A 20,664-nucleotide genomic window follows, 5' to 3' on the forward strand; every position below is an offset into this window, starting at 1 on the left:
CGTGGGAATGCCTCAACGGACGCTCCGCGTTCGGCTTTGAATGGGACGCGGAGCGTCCCGGGCTGCATTCCCACGCGGAGCGTGGGAACGATCATTGTGGGAGGCCGGTGATCAAGTGTGCCACTCCGCCATCCAGCAGCATGACGCCCGGCACACCGGCCATATTCAACGCCTGCCGATCCACCCGCCCCACATCCCGTAACTCCACCCGCACTCGGGTCAGCGCCACAGGCTGCTGCGACTTGAGGTTATCCACCCCGCCCAACGCGGCCACGATATCCCCGGCCAAACCTGCAACCGGTTTAACCACCTGCTTGGACTCATCGGCCACCAGATCCGGGGTCAACGCTTTCCAGAACGCCCGCTGCATTTTCTCGAACATGCTCAGTTCTCCAGAACCAGTGAAGTATCGACCGTCGCCTCGTGATACAGCCGCAACGCTTCGCGCACTTGCTCGGCGCTTTCCAGCCCCAGTACTTGCTGGGCGATGGCCTGGCAGTCCGCCAGGTCCACTTCACGCACCGCCGCTTTGACCGCTGGAATCAGCGGCACGCTCACCGACAGCTCATCCACCCCCAACCCCAGCAGCAGCGGAGTCGCCAGTGTTTCCGAGGCCAGCGCCCCACACACGCCGACCCATTTACCGTGGGCATGCGCTGCTTTGACGGTGCCGGCGATCAAACGCAGTACCGACGGGTGAAAGCTGTCAGCCTGACTGGCCAGGCGCGGGTGATCGCGGTCCATGGCCAGGGTGTATTGAGTGAGGTCGTTGGTGCCGATGGAGAAGAAATCCACCTCGGGCGCAAACAGGTCCGCCATCAATGCCGCTGCCGGCACCTCGATCATGATCCCCAGTTTCGGCAGTTGCGTAAGACCGAGCGCCAGCGCCTCTTCTTCCAGCAGTTGCCGCGCCAGGCGCAGTTCCGAAAGCTGCGTGACCATCGGCAGCATGATGTGCAAACGCGCCAACCCGGCACTGCCGAGGATCGCCTTGAACTGATCCCGCAGCAGTTGCGGACGCTCCAGGCACAGGCGAATCCCGCGCATGCCCAGGAATGGGTTGGTTTCGCTGTCCATCGGCACGTAGGCCAGCGGTTTGTCGCCGCCAACATCCAGGGTGCGCACCACCAGATTGCGCGTCGGTCCCAAGGCGCGGGCGATGGCGCTGTAGGTGGACGCCTGTTCGTCGTGGCTCGGCGCGTGGTTGCGGTCCAGATAGAGGAACTCCGAACGCAATAGACCAACGCCCTCACCGCCCAACGTCATGGCTTGCTCGGTTTCGGCCAGCGAGGCGACGTTGGCCGTGACCTCGATGTGATGACCGTCACGGGTACACGCGGCGAGCGACGCGTGGGCCAATTCATGTTGATGACGTTTCTGCTGTTGCTGACGATTGGCTTGCAGCTGTTCAATGACCGCCAGATCCGGGTCCAGATGCAACTCGCCCTTGTCGGCGTCGAGAAGCACTTGCGTGCCATCGGCCAGCGCCAGCACTTGAACCGGCAAGCCGCAGATCGCTGGCAGGCCAGCGGCCCGGGCCAGGATGGCGACGTGGCTGGTCGCACCGCCGCCGACCGTGGCGAAGCCCAGCACTTTGCGGGTATCGAGCCCGGCGGTCTGGGAGGGGGTCAGTTGCTCGGCAATCAGGATCGCGCCTTCCGGCATTTCCAACGCGCGGTCCTGCACGCCAAGGATCTGCTTGAGTACGCGCTGGCCGACATCCTCCAGATCCGTCGCTCGCTCGGCCAGCAACGGGCTGCCGAGACTTTTGAACAGCACGGCGGTGGCCTCGGTGGCCGCCCGCCAGGCGAACGCGGCGCTTTTGCCTTCGCCGATCAGCGACTGAGCCTGATCCAGCAGGCTCGGGTCTTCGAGCAGTTCCTGATGCGCCTTGAAGATCTCGGCCTGGGCATCGCTGGTGGCGTTGTCACGCAGTTGCTGCAAGTCGTTCAGCGCCTCGGCCAAGGCTCGCGACAACACCTCACGCTCAGCCTGCGCGCCCTTGCCCAATTCGCTCACTTCCAGCGTCTGCTCGGCAATCTGCACCACCTGACCAAACGCCGACCCCGCCGAGGCGCAAACCCCGCGTAGCACCTTTAGCGTCGAAGCCTCGACCGGTGCCACAGCAGCCACCACCGTCACCGTTTCGCCACAACCTGCGACCAGCAACTCGGCCAACGTCTTGATCGCCACCTCGGCATCCGGCCCCGCCGCGCTGACTTGCACGATGTCACCGTGGGCGGTCTGCAACGCCATGATCGCCACCAGGGATTTGGCGTTGGCGCTGTCCTGCTGTTTATGCAGGTAAATGCTCGCTGAAAAACCTTTCGCCGCTTGGGCAAACACCGCCGCCGGACGTGCGTGCAAGCCGTTCGGGTTGGCCAGCGTCACCGGTTTGGAGAACAGCGCCTCACCCTCTTGCGCCAACACGTCATCAGCCGCTGGCCCGGCGCTGCTCAAGCCCAGCAACGGCTGGCCGCTGTCTACCAAACCCGTTTCGGGCGCCAGCCAGGTGAAGGGTTCGCCACTGACCACCAGCATCAAGGTCAACAAACTGCGCGCATGCAACGCGATGTAATCGGCATCGAATTCGATCAGCGCCTGCCCTGCTTCGACGCGCTGGCCTTCTTCCACCAACCGGGTAAACCCCTTGCCTGCCAGGTTTACGGTGTCGAGGCCGATGTGCATCAACACCTGCACGCCGTTGTCGTCAGTGATGCTGACCGCATGACCACTGGCCTGCACATTGCTGATCACCCCGGCCAATGGTGCGCACAAGGTTGCCGAAGTCGGGTCGATGCACAAACCGTCACCGATCACTCGGCTGGAGAACACCGGATCGGGCACCTGGTCCAGCGGCATCAGCACGCCGGACAGCGGCGCGAGCAGTTGCAAATGTTGGGGTGTGGCCATGACGTCACCTGCTGTTTTGTTCTTTTGAAAGACGCTGGAAGCGAATGGTAACCGTAGGAGCACGGCTTGCCGGCGATGGCGATCTCAATGACGCTATCGCCGGCAAGCCGCGCTCCTACAGGTGTTTTCTGCGCGACAACACGCGTCGAGGGCAGCGGCAGTTATGCGTTTCATTTCCACCAGTACTCGACCTGCAGTCCGACATTCGCACCGTGGCGCGCCGTGCCGAAGGCGCCGGTGTCGGACAACGCCGAGCCCGCCGCCAGTTCATTGGCCGCCCGTTTGGCCGCCTCGTTCCAGCTCGCATAGGTGTAATACAGACGCACCTCGGGGCGCGCCCAGAATTCCGGGCCCTTGGGCGACCAAGTCGGAGCGAAGGTGAATTTGCTCAACTTGCGCGTCCCGCCCGGTGCATCGACTTGATCGTGCCCCAGTTCGGTCACCAGTTTGAACTGTTCGGTGATCGCATAGGCCGGGCGCACGCCGAGGGAAATCCAGTTCTGGTCAGCGCCATCCGGGCGTATGTCTTTTTGATAGACCGCCTCGATCTGCCCGCCAAAGCGCGGCGTTACCTGCCAGTCGAAGAACTCCACCACACGATAGCTTTTGTTGCTGTCATCGAGTTTCACGTTACCGGTATAACCCAACCCGGTGCCGGGGCCTTCGCCGTACTGGAAGGCCAGTTTGTTCTTGCCGCCGAGAAAGCCTTTCTGCACATGCTGGGCGGTAACGGCCCAGCCACGGTGCGCGTCGCGGCTGTCGGGTTTGTCGATGTAGCTCAGGCCCAGTTCCAGTTCACCGCCGGGGTTGGTGTCGAACCCGGCGACGTTGAAGTCATGCCGATTGATGTAGTCCTTCTGGTACAGGTTGTCCTTGCGCGAATAGGCGTAGCTGTATTTCAGATCGCCGATCAGCACGTCTTCAATACCGCCGCCGGTGGCGCTCTGGTTCCAGTAGTAGAAGTCGGAAATATGGATATCGTTCCGCTTGTAGTAACGCCGACCGGCCCACAGCGAACCGCCGTTCAGACTCGGCATGTTCGACCACTGCGCGTACATCTGCGGCATCCGTACCGAGCCGTTGTCACCGTTGAAGGTCAGGTCCTTGTCGTATTGGTTATACAGCGAAGCCATGCCGTCGACGCTCAGCACCGAGCCGTCATCAAGGGTGTACAAATCCTGGCGCAACTCCAGTTCTGCGTACTGCTCACATTCGTTGCCCAAACGGTATTTGGTCTGCGCCCCCGGCAGTTGGAAACACTGCTGTTTGCTGCTGTTGACCGAAGTCCCGACGCCGCTGCGCAAGTAACCGGCAAACTCCAGCGCCTCGGCCGACAGTGGTAATGCCAGGCACACGCCCGCGGCGACAAGGCTGCGATTTATTGTTGTTTTCAAGAGCTACCCCATTATTTTTATTGTGTGCTGCAGCAAAAAACAGCGCGCAAAACTCCCCCGCGCAGCGTTCTGCGTGTTTTGTAAAACGGGTGTTTTTAGTGGTTAGTCAGGTGCAGTACGAACGACTCAAAGGGCCGTAGAAACACCTGCCGATTACGCGGCGGACAGTCCGGGTAGTTGCTGATCACCAGCCGTTGCGACATCGCTGCCCTGATCACTTCATCCGGCAACTCAACTTCACACGGTGTGCCATAGAAGTTGTTCAACACCAGAAGACGCTCGCCTTGACCTTCCCTTGTGAAGGCCCAGATTTGCGTATGTTCAGGCAGTAACTGGCGGTACACGCCGTCGGACATCAAGGCTTCGTCGCGACGCAAAGCAATCAACCGACGATAGTGATGCAGCACCGATTCCGGGTCGTCGAGTTGGCTGGCGACGTTGATCTGCGCGGCGTTGGCCGGCACGCTGATCCACGGTTCGGCCACGCTGAAACCGGCATTCGGCTCGGCATTCCAGTGCATCGGTGTGCGGCTGTTATCCCGGGATTTCTGCATGATCGCCGCCATGTTGTCGGCATCACTGACACCCGCGTCACGCTTGAGGCGATGGATGTTCAGGGTCTCGACATCCCGGTACTGATCGATGTGATCGAAGCCCGGATTGGTCATGCCCAATTCCTCACCCTGATACACAAACGGCGTGCCCTGGAGGAAATGCAGCGCGGTGCCGAGCATCTTCGCCGACACCACTCGATGCTCGCCGTCGTGACCAAAACGCGAGACCACTCGTGGCTGATCGTGGTTACACCAGAACAACGCATTCCAGCCACCGCCGGCCTGCATGCCGGTTTGCCAGTCGGAGAGAATGCGCTTGAGTTGAAGGAAGTCGAAGTCGGCACGAATCCACTTTTGCAGGTTCGGGTAATCAACTTTCAAGTGATGAAAGTTGAAGGTCATCGACAGTTCTTTCGATTCCGGCTGCGAGTAGCGAATGCAGTGTTCGAGGCTGGTGGAGGACATCTCGCCGACATTGATCAGGTCATGCCCTTCAAACACTTCGCGGTGCATCTGCTGCAAATATTCGTGGACGTTCGGGCCGTCGGTGTAGAAACGCCGACCGTCGCTGTTGTCCTCGGGGAAATCCGCGGGTTTGGAGATCAGGTTGATCACATCCAGACGGAAACCGCCCACGCCTTTGTCGCGCCAGAACCGCATCATTTTGAAGACTTCGGCGCGCACCTGCGGGTTGTCCCAATTCAGGTCAGCCTGGGTGTGGTCGAACAGGTGCAGGAAGTATTGGCCGGTCTGGGCTTCGTACTCCCAGGCCGAACCGCCGAACTTGGATTCCCAGTTGTTTGGCTGATCGCGCCAGATGTAGAAATCACGATAAGGATTGTCGAGGCTGCTGCGGGCCTGCTGGAACCACGTGTGCTCGATGGAGGTGTGGTTGACCACGATATCGAGCATCAGCTTGATCCCGCGCTTGCCGGCCTCGGCGATCAGCAATTCGCAGTCGGCCATGGTCCCGTAGCTCGGGTCGATGGCGTAGTAATCGCTGATGTCGTAACCGTTGTCGCGCTGAGGCGAACGCAGGAACGGCGTGATCCACAGGCAATCGACGCCCAGCCAGTGCAGGTAATCGAGCTTGGCCACGACGCCGAGCAAATCCCCAGTGGGGTTGCCGGCGTGGCTGTGAAAACTTTTCGGGTAGATCTGGTAGATCACCGAACGTTGCCAGTCTTGCATGGCTGAGTTCCTTCAATTGGTTGTGTATTGGCCTTGAGGGCCTCTTCGCGGGCAAGTCGGAACGCCGCCCGCTCGCTCCTACATTGAAATGCGTAACCCTGTAGGAGCGAGGCTTGCCCGCGAATGCAATCTGTCAGGCAACCCGGAACCCCGGCCGGACAATCTTCATGCTCAACCCACAGGTCAAAACAAACGGCACGACCATGGCGATGATCATCCCGATCACAAACATCGGGATGAACTGCGGAATGACCGAGATAAAACCGGGCAAGCCACCGACGCCAATCGCCGACGCCTGGACCTTGTTCAGCGACAGGAAGATGCAGCCCAGTGCCGAGCCGATCAGCGCTGAATAGAACGGAAATTTGTAGCGCAGGTTGACGCCGAACATCGCCGGTTCGGTGATGCCGAAGTACGCGGAAATCGCCGAGGTCGAGGCCATGCTTTTGTCCCGCACGTTGCGGGTCATGTAGAACACCGCCAGTGCCGCGCTGCCTTGGGCGAGGTTGGACATGACGATCATCGGCCAGATAAAGGTGCCGCCCTGCGTGGAAATCAGCTGCAAGTCCACGGCGAGGAACATGTGGTGCATGCCGGTGATCACCAGTGGCGCGTAGAGCATGCCGAAAATCGCCCCGCCGACCATCGGCGCCAGGTCAAACAGCGTGACCACGCCTTCGGTGATCAGGATCCCCAAATGCCGGGTGACCGGACCAATCACTGCCAGCGCCAGCACGCCGGTGACAACGAGGGTGGTGATCGGCACCACCAGCAATTGCACGGCATTCGGCACCCGCGCCCGCAGCCACTTTTCGATGACGCTCATCACGTAGGCCGCCAGCAGGATCGGCAGGATCTGGCCCTGATAACCGACCTTCTCGATCTTGAACCAGCCGAAGATATCGAAGTACGGCAGGCTTTGGCCGTCGAGCCCGGCCACCGCTTTGCCGTAGTTCCAGGCATTGAGCAGGTCCGGGTGCACCAGCATCAGGCCAAGCACGATGCCGAGAATCTCGCTGCCACCAAAACGCTTGGCCGCCGACCAGCCCACCAGGGCTGGCAGGAACACAAACGAAGTGTTGGCCATCAGGTTGATCAGGCTCCAGATGCCGTCAAGGCCCGGATACGCATCGAGCAGGGTCTTGCCCTCGATGAACATGCCCTTGGCGCCGATCAGGTTGTTGACGCCCATCAACAGGCCGGCCACCACCAGCGCTGGCAGGATCGGCATGAACACATCGGAAAACACCCGCACGAGGCGCTGCATGGCGTTGATCTTGTCGGCGCTCTTTTGTTTAACGTCGGCGATGGTCGAAGCCGCAAGACCAGTTTGCCGGCGCAATTCGGCGTAGACCTTTTCCACTTCCCCGGGGCCGATCACCACCTGGAACAGGCCACCGGTGAAGAACGAACCCTTGACCAGATCGATCTGGTTCAGCGTGGCACTGTTGACCAGGCTCGGGTCCTTGAGGGCCAGGCGCAAACGCGTGACGCAGTGCGCGGCCTGCTCAAGGTTGTCGCTGCCACCGAGGCTGACAAGCAGCTCGCTGGCGATATTCGGATAGTCGTGGCTCATGCTTGATCTTCCGCTGTAGTTTTTTGTTATTGGCAGCACGCCGAAACGAAAAGTACTCGTCTGTACGAGTTAAAGCAACAACTCGTACAGACGAGTTTGAATTTGTTTATCTCGAACCCGACCGGCGGCGACATTTCCTACCCGCCAAGTCAAAGAAACCTATTGCCGCATGGACAAAGCCCTACCCTGCCCTTAAGGTTCCAAGCCTTGAGTACAGCGCGGCATAGAGCCATCCCCATGAGTAAATACAACCAGATCTACACCGATCTGCTTGCCAGCATCACCACCGAACGTCTGGAACGTGGCGCGCGGTTGCCATCCGAAACCGAACTGATGGACAGCTACCACGCCAGTCGCGGCACCGTGCGCAAGGCTATCGAGCAGTTGCAGGAGCGCGGTTTCGCGCAGAAAGTCCATGGCAAAGGCACCTTCGTGCTGTCGACCAACCCTATCGAATTTCAATTGGGTGGCATCGTCAGCTTCCAGGAAACCTATCCACGCCTGGGTAACGACGTCAGCACTGAAGTGGTCGAGTTCGAGCAGATACCGCTTGAGGGCGCGCTGCTGGAGCACATCAAGGCCGACGAAGGCAGCCTGATCACGCGGATCAAACGGGTGCGGCGGATCGATGGCAAACGGGTGATCCTCGACATCAACCATTTCGTCAGCGACGTGATCCCCGGCCTGTCCCGGGACATCGCCGAACAATCGATCTACGCCTTCATCGAACAAACCCTGCAACTGCAAATCGCCTACGCCCAGCGCACCATCGAAGCGGTGCCCCGGGGCAAGGACGATCAGTTGCTGCTGGACCTGGACGGCCAAAGCCATGTGATTGTGGTGAGTAACCAGACGTTTTTGCAGGATGGCCGGCAGTTCGAGTACACCGAGTCGCGGCATACGTTGGACAAGTTTTATTTTTCGGATGTGGCACGGCGCTGAGTTGCGCTCCGGCCTGAAGGGGAAGCGTTAGCTGCCAGCTGTTGGCAGCTAAAAATCAATCGATTTTGTAGCCCCTGCGCTGATCGAAATCTTGATACTTCTGTGAAATGGCAGGGTCATCGAAGGTCCCTTCTATCGTGTCCACTGAAACGAGTCCATTAAGCCCTCTGACTGACTGGATGGCAGCTTCCCATTCACCCGCATCCAGGGGCGGTTCAATAAAGTCTTTCAGGTAATCATCCAGGATTCCCTTGTCGGGAGACTCGATCTCGCCACTGAGCGACGACAAATAAGCTGACTTTTGCGTCTTGCTCCAGTTGATTGAAAACCCTGCCCGATCACATAACACCGAGTGAACCACTAGCATCGTTCTGCCATTGCCATCCAGGAACGGATGACCATAGGCAAAAAAACCCATCACTACGCCGGGAGACTTTCTGAGCATAACTTTGTCATGGCCGAGACGAAGGCCCTCCTCTACTGCCCTTTTTGCTTCAAATGGAGGGCAGAAGTAAGTATCGGCTTTGGAAATAGCCAACCCGGGAGACGTACTCTGTCTGTCCTTGCCCGCCCAAGGGTAAAGATCTCCGAACAGAAGCTTGTGAACGTGCAGAAAATCACCATAGGTAATGGTTTTCTTCTTGGCCAGATAAGCCATAGCGTCAGGCAGGTTCGCGGTAAATAAGTCGTGCTCAAGATGTTTGACGATGTTGAGGTCTTTTTCACCCACAACATTCCTGAGATATCCCTTCGCTTCAAAATCCTTGAACGGGTCAAACACGCTGTCTTTCTCTCAAGTAGTTGGTTAACAGATGAACCGCTTCCCTGCCGGTAACTTTTTTCTGTTTTTTCAAGGCGATGACCAACTGCTCAATTGAGTCGGTATGAATTTCATCCCCGGCTAATCTTGAGACATCCTCCGCCCACTCATCCGCATAGGTTTTGACGTAGGAAACTTCGCTGAGCCTGGCCAGATCCCGAACATAACGCCCGAGGCCAATGGTAGGGATGATCAGGTCACCGGTTTTGGGGTGACGCTTTACGGTGTTTTCCGATTTTTGGGAAGGTGCCCGCTCGTTGACGTAGACCACGGACCTTGCGCCCAATGACAATTTTCGGCGAATCCGGCGATTGCCCAGCAGCCCTATTCTCACTTCCTTCGGAACGATCAAACCGCTTTGCCGTGAAGATGTTTGTAGCACTGAAGCACTTATGCCCAACCGCCGCAAAGCTTCCACCGCAAGTGTTTCAAGCTCCTCCACTGGCGTAATGAGTCCAGTGCCAGGGTCTTTGACCGTTTTGGCATAAACACCTATGCCAAGCCGCACAACGACGCCCTTTTTTTGCAACTCTGCGAGAGCGACGGAAACCTGAGAGCGACCGCCCAACGCCGCAACATCCGCGCGCAGGATCACATTGCCTGCCGTGCGCTGAATGGCCACCCGCATGCGCTCTTCAAGCTTCATGTTCAATCCTCCCGACAGCGAGCGAATACTGTACCACCTGTCACAGCAAAAATTCTGCAGGCCATTCCGCTCGCCGGGTAAGCAGCAGAAACAGACGTTACAAAACCGTCAAACATAAAAAAGCCCCTGACCGGGACCGGTTCAGGGGCTTTATGCAACGATGAATCTAGTGCGGGATCACTCCCACTCAATCGTCGCAGGCGGCTTGCTCGACACGTCATAAGTAACGCGGGAGATGCCTTCGATTTCATTGATGATGCGGCCGGAAACGGTTTCCAGCAGTTCGTAAGGCAGGTGAGCCCAACGCGCGGTCATGAAGTCGATGGTTTCCACGGCACGCAGGGCCACGACCCAGGCGTAACGACGGCCATCGCCGACCACGCCAACCGATTTCACCGGTTGGAACACCACGAATGCCTGGCTGACTTTGTGGTACCAGTCGGCCTTGCGCAGTTCTTCGATGAAGATGTGATCGGCGCGACGCAGCAGGTCGGCGTATTCCTTCTTCACTTCACCGAGGATCCGCACGCCCAGGCCCGGGCCCGGGAATGGGTGACGGTAAACCATGTCGTACGGCAGGCCGAGTTCCAGGCCCAGACGACGGACTTCGTCCTTGAACAGTTCGCGCAGCGGCTCGACCAGTTTCAGGTTCATCTCTTCCGGCAAGCCACCCACGTTGTGGTGCGACTTGATCACGTGGGCCTTGCCGCTTTTGGCGCCAGCCGACTCGATCACGTCCGGGTAGATAGTGCCTTGGGCGAGGTATTTGATGTTGTCCAGTTTGTTGGACTGGGCATCGAAGACGTCGATGAAGGTACGACCGATGATCTTGCGTTTCTTCTCTGGGTCGCTTTCGCCAGCCAGATTGTTGAGGAACTGGTCTTCAGCGTTGGCGCGGATCACCTTGACGCCCATGTTCTCGGCGAACATGGCCATCACTTGCTCACCTTCGTGCAGACGCAGCAGGCCGTTGTCGACGAAGACGCAGGTCAGTTGATCACCAATGGCTTTGTGCAACAGCGCGGCAACCACCGAGGAGTCCACACCGCCGGACAGGCCGAGCAGGACGTTGTCGGTGCCGACCTGGGCGCGGATGTTGGCGATGGCGTCTTCAGCGATCTTCGACGGCGTCCACAGGGCTTCGCAGCCGCAGATGTCGAGGATGAAGCGCGACAGGATGCGACCGCCCTGCTTGGTGTGGGTCACTTCCGGGTGGAACTGCACGCCGTAGTAGCCGCGAGCGTCGTCGAACATGCCGGCAATCGGGCAGCTCGGGGTGCTGGCCAGGATGTGGAAGTCCTGCGGCATCTTGGTGACTTTGTCACCGTGGCTCATCCACACGTCGAGGCCGAACAGGCCATCGGCGTCGATGTGGTCTTCGATGCCGTCGAGCAGGCGGCTTTTGCCGACCACGTCTACGCGGGCATAACCGAACTCACGCAGCTCGGAACCTTCGACCTTGCCACCCAGCTGTTCAGCCATGGTTTGCATGCCGTAGCAGATACCGAAGACCGGGACGCCCAGGTCAAATACGGCTTGTGGGCAACGCGGACTGTCGGCGACGTGCACGGACTCGGGGCCGCCGGCGAGAATGACGCCTTTTGGAGCGAATTCGCGAATCGCTTCGTCGTCCATGTCGAACGGATGCAGTTCGCAGTACACGCCGATTTCACGCACACGGCGGGCAATCAGCTGGGTGTACTGGGAACCGAAATCGAGGATCAGGATGCGGTGGGCGTGAATGTCGAGGGACATGGGAAAAAACTCAAAAAGCAGTTGCTAGCTTCAAGCTGCAAGCTGCAAGTAGTCGGAAGCTGCGCGGTAGCTGCGTAAACGCAGTACCGCTTGCAGCTCTTAGCTTGTGGCTTATAGCTGTCGGCTTCAGCCGACCCGATAGTTTGGCGCTTCTTTGGTGATTTGTACGTCGTGCACGTGGGACTCGGCCATGCCAGCGCCGGTGATCCGCACGAACTCAGGCTTGGTGCGCATTTCTTCGATGTCGGCACTGCCGGTGTAGCCCATCGAGGAACGCAGGCCGCCCATCAGTTGATGGATGATGGCGCTCAGGGTGCCCTTGTACGGAACACGCCCTTCGATGCCTTCCGGAACGAGTTTCTCGGCGCCTGCCGAGGAGTCCTGGAAGTAACGGTCGGAGGAGCCTTGAGCCTGGGACATGGCGCCCAGCGAACCCATGCCGCGGTAAGCCTTGTACGAACGACCCTGGAACAGTTCGATCTCGCCCGGCGCTTCTTCAGTACCGGCGAACATCGAGCCCATCATCACGCAGGAAGCACCGGCTACGATGGCCTTGGACAGGTCACCGGAGAAACGGATGCCGCCGTCGGCGATCAACGGAACGCCCGAGCCTTCAAGGGCAGCGGCGACGTTGGCGATGGCACTGATTTGCGGGACGCCGACACCGGCGACGATACGGGTGGTGCAGATCGAGCCAGGGCCGATACCGACCTTGACCGCATCAGCGCCCGCTTCGACCAGGGCCTTGGCGGCAGCGCCGGTGGCGATGTTGCCGCCGATGACTTGCACGTCAGGGAAATTCTGTTTGACCCAGCGAACGCGGTCGATCACGCCTTTGGAGTGACCGTGAGCAGTGTCGACCACCACCACGTCAACGCCAGCGTTAACCAGAGCAGCGACACGTTCGCCGGTGTCTTTACCGGTACCGACCGCAGCACCAACGCGCAGACGACCTTGATCGTCCTTGCTGGCCAGTGGGTACGCCTTGGCTTTTTCGATGTCGTTGACGGTCATCATGCCTTTGAGGGCAAATTTGTCGTCGACGATCAGCACGCGTTCGATGCGGTTTTTGTGCAACAACTCGCGAACGTCGTTCTTGTCGGCGCCTTCCTTGACCGTGACCAGACGCTCTTTAGGCGTCATCACTTCACGGACGGTGGCGTCCAGACGGTTTTCGAAACGTACGTCGCGGGAAGTGACGATGCCGACCAGGTCGCCATCGTGCAGGACCGGAACGCCGGAGATGTTGTGCATGCGGGTCAGTTCGAACAGTTCACGAACCGTGGCGTCAGCCTCGATGGTGATCGGGTCCTTGACCACGCCGGCTTCGTAACGCTTGACCTTGCGCACTTCGGCAGCTTGCTGCTCGATGGTCATGTTCTTGTGGATGATGCCGATGCCACCTTCCTGAGCCATGGCGATTGCCAGACGGGCTTCAGTGACGGTGTCCATGGCGGCAGAAACCAGAGGAATATTCAGCTCGATGCCACGGGTTAGGCGGGTCTTGAGACTGACTTCGTTAGGAAGCACCTCGGAATAACCGGGCACGAGGAGAATGTCGTCGAATGTCAGAGCTTCTTGGCTGATACGCAGCATCGCGGGGGCTCCCGAGCGGGAAAATGGAAGCGCGCCATTATAGTCAGACACCCCCTCGGGTTCAATGTAAAACTCTGTCTATTATCGACACGGTCGATCGGCGGGTATTTCACGCCAAAAACCTGTAGGAGCGAGGCTTGCCCGCGAAGGCGTCTTCACTGGCGCTAAAAGCTTCGCGGGCAAGCCTCGCTCCTACGGGTACGGTTTCGGTTTCGGTTTCGGTTTCGGTTTCGGTTTCGGTTACAGCTCGACTTTCACCAGGCTCACGGGTTGGTCGAGCCAATCGGCGAATTCGTCGATAAAGCTCTGCTTGAACCCGGCCTCGCCCCAGTTGTTGAAGATGAAGCCGAGGTTGGAAAAGCCGCACTCCTGCAAAAACAGAAACCCGTTGATGTCATCTTCATGTCCGCACTCGGGGCAGGTGAAGTTGTCGGTGCGCCCCGGCATCCACTCTTCCAGGCTTTCGAACAGCGCTTCACCGACTTCCTTGCGGCACTCGGCGCATCCCGCTTCGCCCAGAAAACCCTTGGCTGGCGTATAGATGCAGCGTTTGGTGATGATTTCCAGGCCATTGACCGGTTCGCCGAACGGCAGTGCCTGCGGGTGCAGGACCACAGCACGAGCACCATCGCCAATGGCATGGGCCATGCGGTTACCGGTGCGCCCGCAAGTGGTCAGCTCTTCCTTGATGATGTTCTTGCGCACCAGCCAACGCACGACCGCCCGGGCCCGGGGTTCGTGTACCGGCAGTGTGGAGATTTTCGGGACGATGATGCTTTGGGAATTCATGGTGCAAGCCTACTGCGTCAAATGGGGAGTTCTGCGGCGTGGCGGATGGCGCCTTCGCGGGCAAGCCTCGCTCCTACAAGGGTCGGCGCATGAGCTGTAGGAGCGAGGCTTGCCCGCGAAGGCGTCATGACGGCCGGCAGCTTAATCCCTGACACACGGAGGTCAAGTACTCAAATACCGTCCGATCAAGGCAATCCCGCTGGCCAGCACCAACCAGGTCACCAGCCGCACGAACGCTTCCCGGGACAGCTTCATGGTCAAACGCCGACCGATCCACAACCCCAACGCCATGGCCGGCAACAAACACACGGCCAATACCAACAAGGGTAGCTCGGCATACACCCCCGCGACGGCAAACAAGCTCAAGCGCACCACGGTGCTGCAACTGATCAGCGCACTCTGGGTCGCCCGGGCTGCCTCCTTGGGCAGGCGACTGTTCAAATAGATCGCATACAAAAATCCACCGCTGCCAAACAACGCCCCGAACATCCCGCCCACCGTGCCCATCGGCACCGCCCAACCGGCGGACAATTGCGTCGGCCGGGTTTTGACCCACAGGCTATAAACCGCGTAGGCGCTGATAAACAGCCCCATCAACAGCAGCAACAGATCGGATTTGAGGTTCAGCAGGAAGATCACCCCCAATGTGCAGCCCACCGCCATGCAGGGCAGCAAACGCAGCAGTTCGGGCCTGGCCACATCCCGCCGCGACGGCAGCAGGTTGCCAAACGCCGCGACGAAATCCAGCAACACCAGCAACGGCACGATTTTCGACAGCGGCATAAACAGAATCAGGATCGGCCCCGCCACCAGCGCAGTGCCAAACCCGGCGATGCCAAACACGATGTAAGCCAGGGCAATGCCCACCCCGATCACCAGCCAATCCGTCGCGCCGAACGGCCATTGGCTCAACAACTCAAGCACATTCATTTGCAGGGCTTTCCTTGAATACCTGTGATGACTTTAGTCAGCGCCAAGGGTTGCGACTAATATCTTCCAAGTCGCTAACCCATCTCGAAAAGGCATGCCTTGTGCTTTCAACCCGCCAGTTACGTTACTTCGTGGAAATCGCCGAGTGCGGCAGTTTCAGCGCTGCGGCTGAACGACTGTTTATTGCGCAGTCGGCCCTGAGCCGGCAAATCAAGGACATGGAAACCCGCCTGCAAACGCCGCTGTTCGAACGCACCGCGCGCCAGCCTCGGTTGACCGCCGCCGGCGAAGCCTTCTTGCCCCGGGCCAAAAACCTATTAAATGAGCTGACCAAGGCCAGCGAAATGGCGACTCAAGTCGGCAACGGCCAGCTCGGCATTTTGCGCCTTAGCCATTCCAGCACGGTGCCGATGAGTGGTCGGCTGCTAAGCGGCATCAGCACTTATCTGGATCATCACCCTGGCGTGTCCATGGACATCGTCAAACTCTCCTCCGAAGCGCAACTGGAAGAGTTGGCCGAAGGTCGCCTGGATGTCGGGCTGCTGCGCTTGCCGGTGCTGCGCCAACGTGAAGGGGTGCAGATTATTCCTTTATATAGCGAACGCTTGCTGCTGGCGGTTCCGCCGAATCACCGATTGGCTGTGGATAACTTAGGGCAAGGCATCGATCTGGCACAGTTGAAGGATGAGGCGTTTATCTCCATTCCTCATCCGCAGCGTGGTGGTTTGAGCTATTTGTCTGCAGAGTTGTGCATGCGCCAGGGCTTCTTTCCCAAGGCCGCCCGCGTGGTGTCGCGTAAAACCACGCAACTGCAATTGATCCAGGCCGGGTTCGGCATTGCCCTGCTGCCGGAGTCGATGCGCGACATCGCCCCGCCGGATATTCATTTCCTGCCGTTGGCCGACCCGGATGGCCACAGCACCGTCGCCCTCGCCTGCCGGCAAAATCCCACAGCATTAGTCCAACACTTCATCAACACCTGCACCACATCCTGTGGGAGCGAGCTTGCTCGCGATAGCGGCCTGACATTCGATAATGATGTCGACTGACACACCGCCATCGCGAGCAAGCTCGCTCCCACAAGGGAATTGTGTGTTCGCATGGAGATTGTCCGGCGAATGCCTTTATCATGCGCCCCATGATTAAAGATCCCTTTGCAAGACTCGGCCTGGACCGTGAAGTCCTGACTGTCAGCCAGCTCAACGGCCGCGCGCGGGTGTTGCTGGAAGACGTGTTCAGCAATATCTGGGTCGAAGGCGAAATCTCCAACCTCGCCCGCCCGGCGTCCGGCCATGTGTATTTCACCCTCAAGGACAGCGGCGCCCAGGTGCGTTGCGCGCTGTTCCGGCAGAACGCGGCCAAGGTGCGCCAGGCGCTGAAGGATGGCCTGGCGGTCAAGGTGCGGGGCAAGGTTTCGCTGTTCGAGGGTCGTGGCGACTATCAGCTGATCCTCGACACCGTGGAACCGGCCGGCGACGGTGCCCTGCGCCTGGCCTTCGATGCACTGAAAGAAAAGCTCAGCGCCGAAGGGCTGTTCAGTGCCGAGCGCAAAGTGCCGTTGCCGGCCCATCCGCAACGCATCGGCATCATCAGCTCGCCAACCGGTGCGGTGATTCGCGACATCATCAGCGTGTTCCGTCGTCGGGCGCCGCAGGTGCAATTGACGCTAATCCCCACCGCCGTGCAGGGCCGCGAAGCCACCGCGCAGATTGTCCGGGCACTGAAACTGGCCGATGCACGAGGCTTCGACGCGCTGATCCTGGCCCGTGGCGGCGGTTCGCTGGAAGACCTCTGGTGTTTCAACGAAGAAGCCGTGGCCCGCGCCGTGGATGCCTGCGTGACGCCGATTGTCAGCGCCGTCGGCCATGAAACCGACGTGTCGATCAGTGACTTCGTGGCCGACGTCCGCGCCCCGACGCCTTCCGCCGCCGCCGAACTGCTGGCCCCGGACTCCAGCGACCTGGTGCGCCGGGTCGAAAGCTTGCATCGCCGTTTGGTGATGCGCATCCGTGACCGTTTGATGCGCGATCGCCTGCGCCTGGAAGGCATGTCCCGGCGCCTGCGGCATCCCGGCGAACGCCTGCGCCAGCAAGCGCAACGCCTGGACGATCTGGACATGCGCCTGCGCCGCGCCTTCGAGCGCAGCCTCAATACCCGTCGTGAACGCTTGATCCGCCTGGAAACCCGCCTCGCCGGGCAACATCCGGGTCGGCAATTGGCGATGTTGCGCCAGCGCCTCGACAGCCTCGCCGAACGCCTGCCCCGCTCGATGCGCGAAGGTCTGAAGGCCCGGCGCCTGCAACTGCAAAGCCAGATGCAGACGCTGCACGTGGTCAGCCCGTTGGCGACACTGGGCCGTGGCTACAGCATTCTGCTGGACGAGCGCGGCAACGCAATCCGCAATGCCGCCCAGACCCACCCCGGCCAGCGCCTGAACGCCCGACTCGGCGAAGGCGAACTGCAAGTGCGCGTCGAAGACAATCACCTGACGCCTGTCACCCTTTCTTTACTGGATTGATCCATGCCCCGTTTCCTGGCTCCACTGCTGTTGCTGTGCCTGACCTTCAACGCCCACGCCGACAGTTACATCAGCCGCCTGTTGAACAAACCGGTGCCGGGCGGCGTGGCTGTCGTGGACTTGGGCACGTCTGCCCAGGCGCCGAAAGCGACGTATCAGGGCAAACCGGTGCTGGTGGTCAAGGAACAGAGCAATTGGCTGGCCATCGTCGGCGTGCCGCTGACGGTCAAACCGGGTACCCAACAAGTAAGCAGCGGCGGCCGTAACCTGAGCTTCACCGTCGGTAACAAAAAATACCCGGAACAGCACATCACGCTGAAGAACACCCAGCAGGTCAATCCGAACCCGGAGAATCTGAAGCGCATCGAGGGCGAACTGGCCGAGCAGATCCAGGCGTATCGCAGCTTCAGCCCCGTCACCCCGAGCAACCTGTTGCTGGACAAACCGGTCAACGGGCCGCTGTCGAGCAAGTTTGGTGTGCGCCGTTTCTTTAATGGTGAAGAGCGCAATCCCCATGCAGGCCTGGACTTCGCAGTACCGGCAGGCACGCCGATCAAGACCCCGGCGGCGGGCAAGGTGATTTTGATTGGTAACTATTTCTTTAATGGCAATACGGTGTTTGTCGACCATGGGCAGGGCTTTATCAGCATGTTCTGCCACATGTCGAAGATTGATGTGAAGGTTGGGCAGCAGTTGGCCCGTGGCGGTGTCGTCGGGAAGGTTGGCTCGACGGGTCGGGCCACCGGGCCGCATATGCACTGGAATGTCAGCCTGAATGATGCGCGGGTGGATCCGGCGATTTTTATTGGGGCGTTTCAACCCTGATCAGCACCCGCCTCGTAGGAGCAAAGCTTGCTCGCGATAGCCGTCATGAGGTGTCACAGAAACACCGCGTTATCGTTCATCGCGGGCAAGCCTTGCTCCTACAGGAATTGCGCACGACGGAAGGACTTCGCAATCTCTGCAATCAATTAACGTAATACTCAGAATAAAATCTCGCCAATCCCGCCTTTTCGAGTATTCCTCTCAATTTTTTTCGACTGCTTGCCAACCTCAACCCCGGCGGTTAGGGTTAAAGCCATGAAAACCTCTCACACCCTCATTCAGCTTCGCCAGCACCTCAGCCTGTGCCTCGTCAGTGCACGACTGCCGGGCTGAATTGCGGTGCCTCGCCTGACACGTTTTCCCACAACTTTTGATCCACCGGCAGGCCGCCTCTTTTCGGCCCACACAATAAGGATTTCCCGATGAGCATGCTCAAAGACCCGTCTTCGAAATACCGCGCGTTCCCGACTATCGACATCCCGGATCGCACTTGGCCGTCGAAGACCATCACCGCCGCGCCGATCTGGTGCAGCTCGGACCTTCGCGACGGCAACCAGTCGCTGATCGAGCCGATGGACGCGGTGAAAAAGCTGCGTTTCTGGAAAACCCTGGTGCAGGTTGGCGTGAAAGAAATCGAAGCGTCGTTCCCGGCGGCTTCGCAAACCGACTTCGACTTCGTGCGTACCCTGATCGAAGGCGGCCACATCCCGGACGACACCACCATCCAGGTGCTGACCCAGGGCCGTGAAGACTTGATCGAGCGCACCTTCGAATCCCTGCGCGGGGCGAAGAAAGCCATCGTTCACCTGTACAACGCGACCTCCCCTTCTTTCCGCCGCATTGTCTTCAACCAGGACAAGGACGGGATCAAGGCCATCGCCGTGAACGCCGCCAAACTGTTCGTCAAATACGCTGCCCAGCAGCCGGACACCCAGTGGACTTTCGAATACTCGCCGGAAACCTTCAGCGCCACCGAACTCGAGTTCGCGAAAGAAGTGTGCGACGCAGTCATCGAAGTCTGGAACCCGACGCCTGAGCACAAGGTGATCCTCAACCTGCCAGCCACCGTCGAATGCGCAACCCCGAACATCTACGCCGACCAGATCGAATGGTTCGGCCGTCACATCAACCGTCGTGACAGCGTGATCATCAGCTTGCACACCCACAACGACCGTGGCACCGGCGTAGCCGCTACCGAGCTGGGCCTGATGGCCGGCGCCGACCGTGTCGAAGGCTGCCTGTTCGGCAACGGCGAGCGCACCGGTAACGTCGATCTGGTGACCGTGGCGCTGAACCTCTACACCCAGGGCATTCATCCTGAGCTGGACTTTTCCGACATCGACGGCGTGCGCAAAGTCGTCGAAGAGTGCAACCAGATCCAAGTGCACCCGCGTCACCCGTACGTCGGCGACCTGGTGCACACCGCGTTCTCCGGCTCGCACCAGGACGCCATCCGCAAGGGCTTCGCCCAGCAGAAACCGGACACCCTGTGGGAAGTACCGTACTTGCCGATCGACCCGGCCGACATCGGCCGTAGCTACGAGGCGGTGATTCGCGTTAACAGCCAGTCGGGCAAGGGCGGTATCGCTTACCTGCTGGAACAGGAATACGGCATCAGCTTGCCGCGTCGCATGCAGATCGAATTCAGCCAGGTTGTGCAGCGTGAAACCGATCGCCTCGGCCTGGAAATGACGGCTCAGCAAATCCACGCGCTGCTGCACAGCGAGTACTTGCAGGCCAACACCCCGTACGCGCTGGTCAGCCATCGCTTGCAGGAAGAAAACGGCAACAGCTCGGTGGAAGTGGAAGTCTCGGGCAAGGGCCAGGGCGAAACCAACCTGCACTGGCGCGGCAAGGGCAACGGCGCCCTGGAAGCCCTGGTGGCCGGTCTGCCAATCCCGGTGGAAATCATGGACTACAACGAACACGCCATCGGCGCGGGCACCAATGCCAAGGCTGCGGCCTACATTGAACTGCGCGTTGAAGGTCAGCGTGCGGTGCACGGCGTGGGTATCGATGAAAACATCACCACGGCGAGCTTCAAGGCACTGTTCAGCGCGTTGAATCGCTCGTTGAGCCAGCCGGAAGCGAAAGAAGCGGCGTAAGCGTTCGCCGGAATGCAAAAGGCCCCAAGGTGCGAACCTTGGGGCCTTTTTGTTGATCGTGTCTCGTCCTGAATAAGGTTTACACCTTCTGACTTCTCATCAGGAAGGTG

Annotated in this window: 16 protein-coding genes; 5 read left to right on the top strand and 11 right to left on the bottom strand. The window is 59.6% G+C overall.

Annotation, left to right across the window (positions count from 1 at the left end; genetic code table 11):
• Positions 1 to 91: 91 nt before the first annotated feature.
• The 5 genes from BK667_RS24490 to treP form a co-directional block, all read right to left on the bottom strand.
• Positions 92 to 382 carry a PTS sugar transporter subunit IIB gene (locus tag BK667_RS24490; RefSeq protein WP_123599159.1) on the bottom strand — a complete coding sequence of 97 codons (291 nt, stop codon included), beginning with the start codon at positions 380 to 382 and terminating at the stop codon, positions 92 to 94.
• A gap of 2 nt (positions 383 to 384) precedes the next feature.
• A complete protein-coding gene (gene ptsP, locus BK667_RS24495) occupies positions 385 to 2,913 on the bottom strand; it encodes a phosphoenolpyruvate--protein phosphotransferase (RefSeq protein ID WP_123599160.1) in 2,529 nt (842 codons plus the stop codon).
• Positions 2,914 to 3,083: 170 nt separating this feature from the next.
• On the bottom strand, positions 3,084 to 4,307 hold the full coding sequence (locus BK667_RS24500; RefSeq protein ID WP_123599161.1) for a maltoporin: 1,224 nt from the start codon (positions 4,305 to 4,307) through the stop codon (positions 3,084 to 3,086).
• A gap of 95 nt (positions 4,308 to 4,402) precedes the next feature.
• Entirely contained in the window at positions 4,403 to 6,052 is a 1,650-nt protein-coding gene (gene treC, locus BK667_RS24505; protein ID WP_123599162.1) for an alpha,alpha-phosphotrehalase, read from the bottom strand.
• A gap of 133 nt (positions 6,053 to 6,185) precedes the next feature.
• Positions 6,186 to 7,628: a PTS system trehalose-specific EIIBC component gene (gene treP / locus BK667_RS24510; protein ID WP_123509380.1), complete on the bottom strand. Its 1,443-nt coding sequence runs from the start codon at positions 7,626 to 7,628 to the stop codon at positions 6,186 to 6,188.
• A gap of 237 nt (positions 7,629 to 7,865) precedes the next feature.
• Here treP and treR point away from each other — a divergent pair, with 237 nt between their 5' ends.
• On the top strand, positions 7,866 to 8,570 hold the full coding sequence (gene treR / locus BK667_RS24515; protein ID WP_123509379.1) for a trehalose operon repressor: 705 nt from the start codon (positions 7,866 to 7,868) through the stop codon (positions 8,568 to 8,570).
• Positions 8,571 to 8,625: 55 nt separating this feature from the next.
• Here treR and BK667_RS24520 read toward each other — a convergent pair whose 3' ends face one another.
• The 6 genes from BK667_RS24520 to BK667_RS24545 all read right to left on the bottom strand — a co-directional run bounded on the left by BK667_RS24520 (position 8,626) and on the right by BK667_RS24545 (position 15,106).
• Complete coding sequence (locus BK667_RS24520; RefSeq protein WP_123599163.1) at positions 8,626 to 9,351, bottom strand: Fic/DOC family protein; 726 nt, start codon at positions 9,349 to 9,351, stop codon at positions 8,626 to 8,628.
• Positions 9,344 to 10,036: a hypothetical protein gene (locus tag BK667_RS24525; protein WP_123599164.1), complete on the bottom strand. Its 693-nt coding sequence runs from the start codon at positions 10,034 to 10,036 to the stop codon at positions 9,344 to 9,346. Before BK667_RS24525 ends, BK667_RS24520 begins: the two co-directional genes overlap by 8 nt.
• Positions 10,037 to 10,213: 177 nt before the next feature.
• Positions 10,214 to 11,791, bottom strand: a complete 1,578-nt coding sequence (gene guaA / locus BK667_RS24530; protein WP_123509377.1) for a glutamine-hydrolyzing GMP synthase — start codon at positions 11,789 to 11,791, stop codon at positions 10,214 to 10,216.
• A gap of 126 nt (positions 11,792 to 11,917) precedes the next feature.
• Complete coding sequence (guaB, locus tag BK667_RS24535; protein WP_123509376.1) at positions 11,918 to 13,387, bottom strand: IMP dehydrogenase; 1,470 nt, start codon at positions 13,385 to 13,387, stop codon at positions 11,918 to 11,920.
• A 240-nt stretch (positions 13,388 to 13,627) separates the two neighbouring features.
• The gene (locus BK667_RS24540; RefSeq protein ID WP_123509375.1) at positions 13,628 to 14,176 is read right to left on the bottom strand and encodes a sugar ABC transporter ATPase; all 549 of its coding nucleotides are present in this window, start codon (positions 14,174 to 14,176) and stop codon (positions 13,628 to 13,630) included.
• Positions 14,177 to 14,338: 162 nt separating this feature from the next.
• Entirely contained in the window at positions 14,339 to 15,106 is a 768-nt protein-coding gene (locus tag BK667_RS24545; RefSeq protein WP_123509374.1) for a sulfite exporter TauE/SafE family protein, read from the bottom strand.
• Between the two features lie 101 nt (positions 15,107 to 15,207).
• Between BK667_RS24545 and BK667_RS24550 the strand changes: the two genes are divergently transcribed.
• The 4 genes from BK667_RS24550 to leuA all read left to right on the top strand — a co-directional run bounded on the left by BK667_RS24550 (position 15,208) and on the right by leuA (position 20,554).
• Entirely contained in the window at positions 15,208 to 16,155 is a 948-nt protein-coding gene (locus tag BK667_RS24550; RefSeq protein ID WP_123599165.1) for a LysR family transcriptional regulator, read from the top strand.
• An 89-nt stretch (positions 16,156 to 16,244) separates the two neighbouring features.
• Positions 16,245 to 17,624 carry an exodeoxyribonuclease VII large subunit gene (xseA, locus tag BK667_RS24555; protein WP_123410244.1) on the top strand — a complete coding sequence of 460 codons (1,380 nt, stop codon included), beginning with the start codon at positions 16,245 to 16,247 and terminating at the stop codon, positions 17,622 to 17,624.
• Between the two features lie 3 nt (positions 17,625 to 17,627).
• On the top strand, positions 17,628 to 18,449 hold the full coding sequence (locus BK667_RS24560) for a peptidoglycan DD-metalloendopeptidase family protein (RefSeq protein WP_123599166.1): 822 nt from the start codon (positions 17,628 to 17,630) through the stop codon (positions 18,447 to 18,449).
• 422 nt (positions 18,450 to 18,871) lie between these two features.
• The gene (leuA, locus tag BK667_RS24570; RefSeq protein WP_123509370.1) at positions 18,872 to 20,554 is read left to right on the top strand and encodes a 2-isopropylmalate synthase; all 1,683 of its coding nucleotides are present in this window, start codon (positions 18,872 to 18,874) and stop codon (positions 20,552 to 20,554) included.
• Positions 20,555 to 20,664: the final 110 nt, after the last annotated feature.

Origin of the sequence: Pseudomonas frederiksbergensis (assembly GCF_003732705.1) — a bacterium.
Classification (GTDB): domain Bacteria; phylum Pseudomonadota; class Gammaproteobacteria; order Pseudomonadales; family Pseudomonadaceae; genus Aquipseudomonas; species Aquipseudomonas frederiksbergensis_F.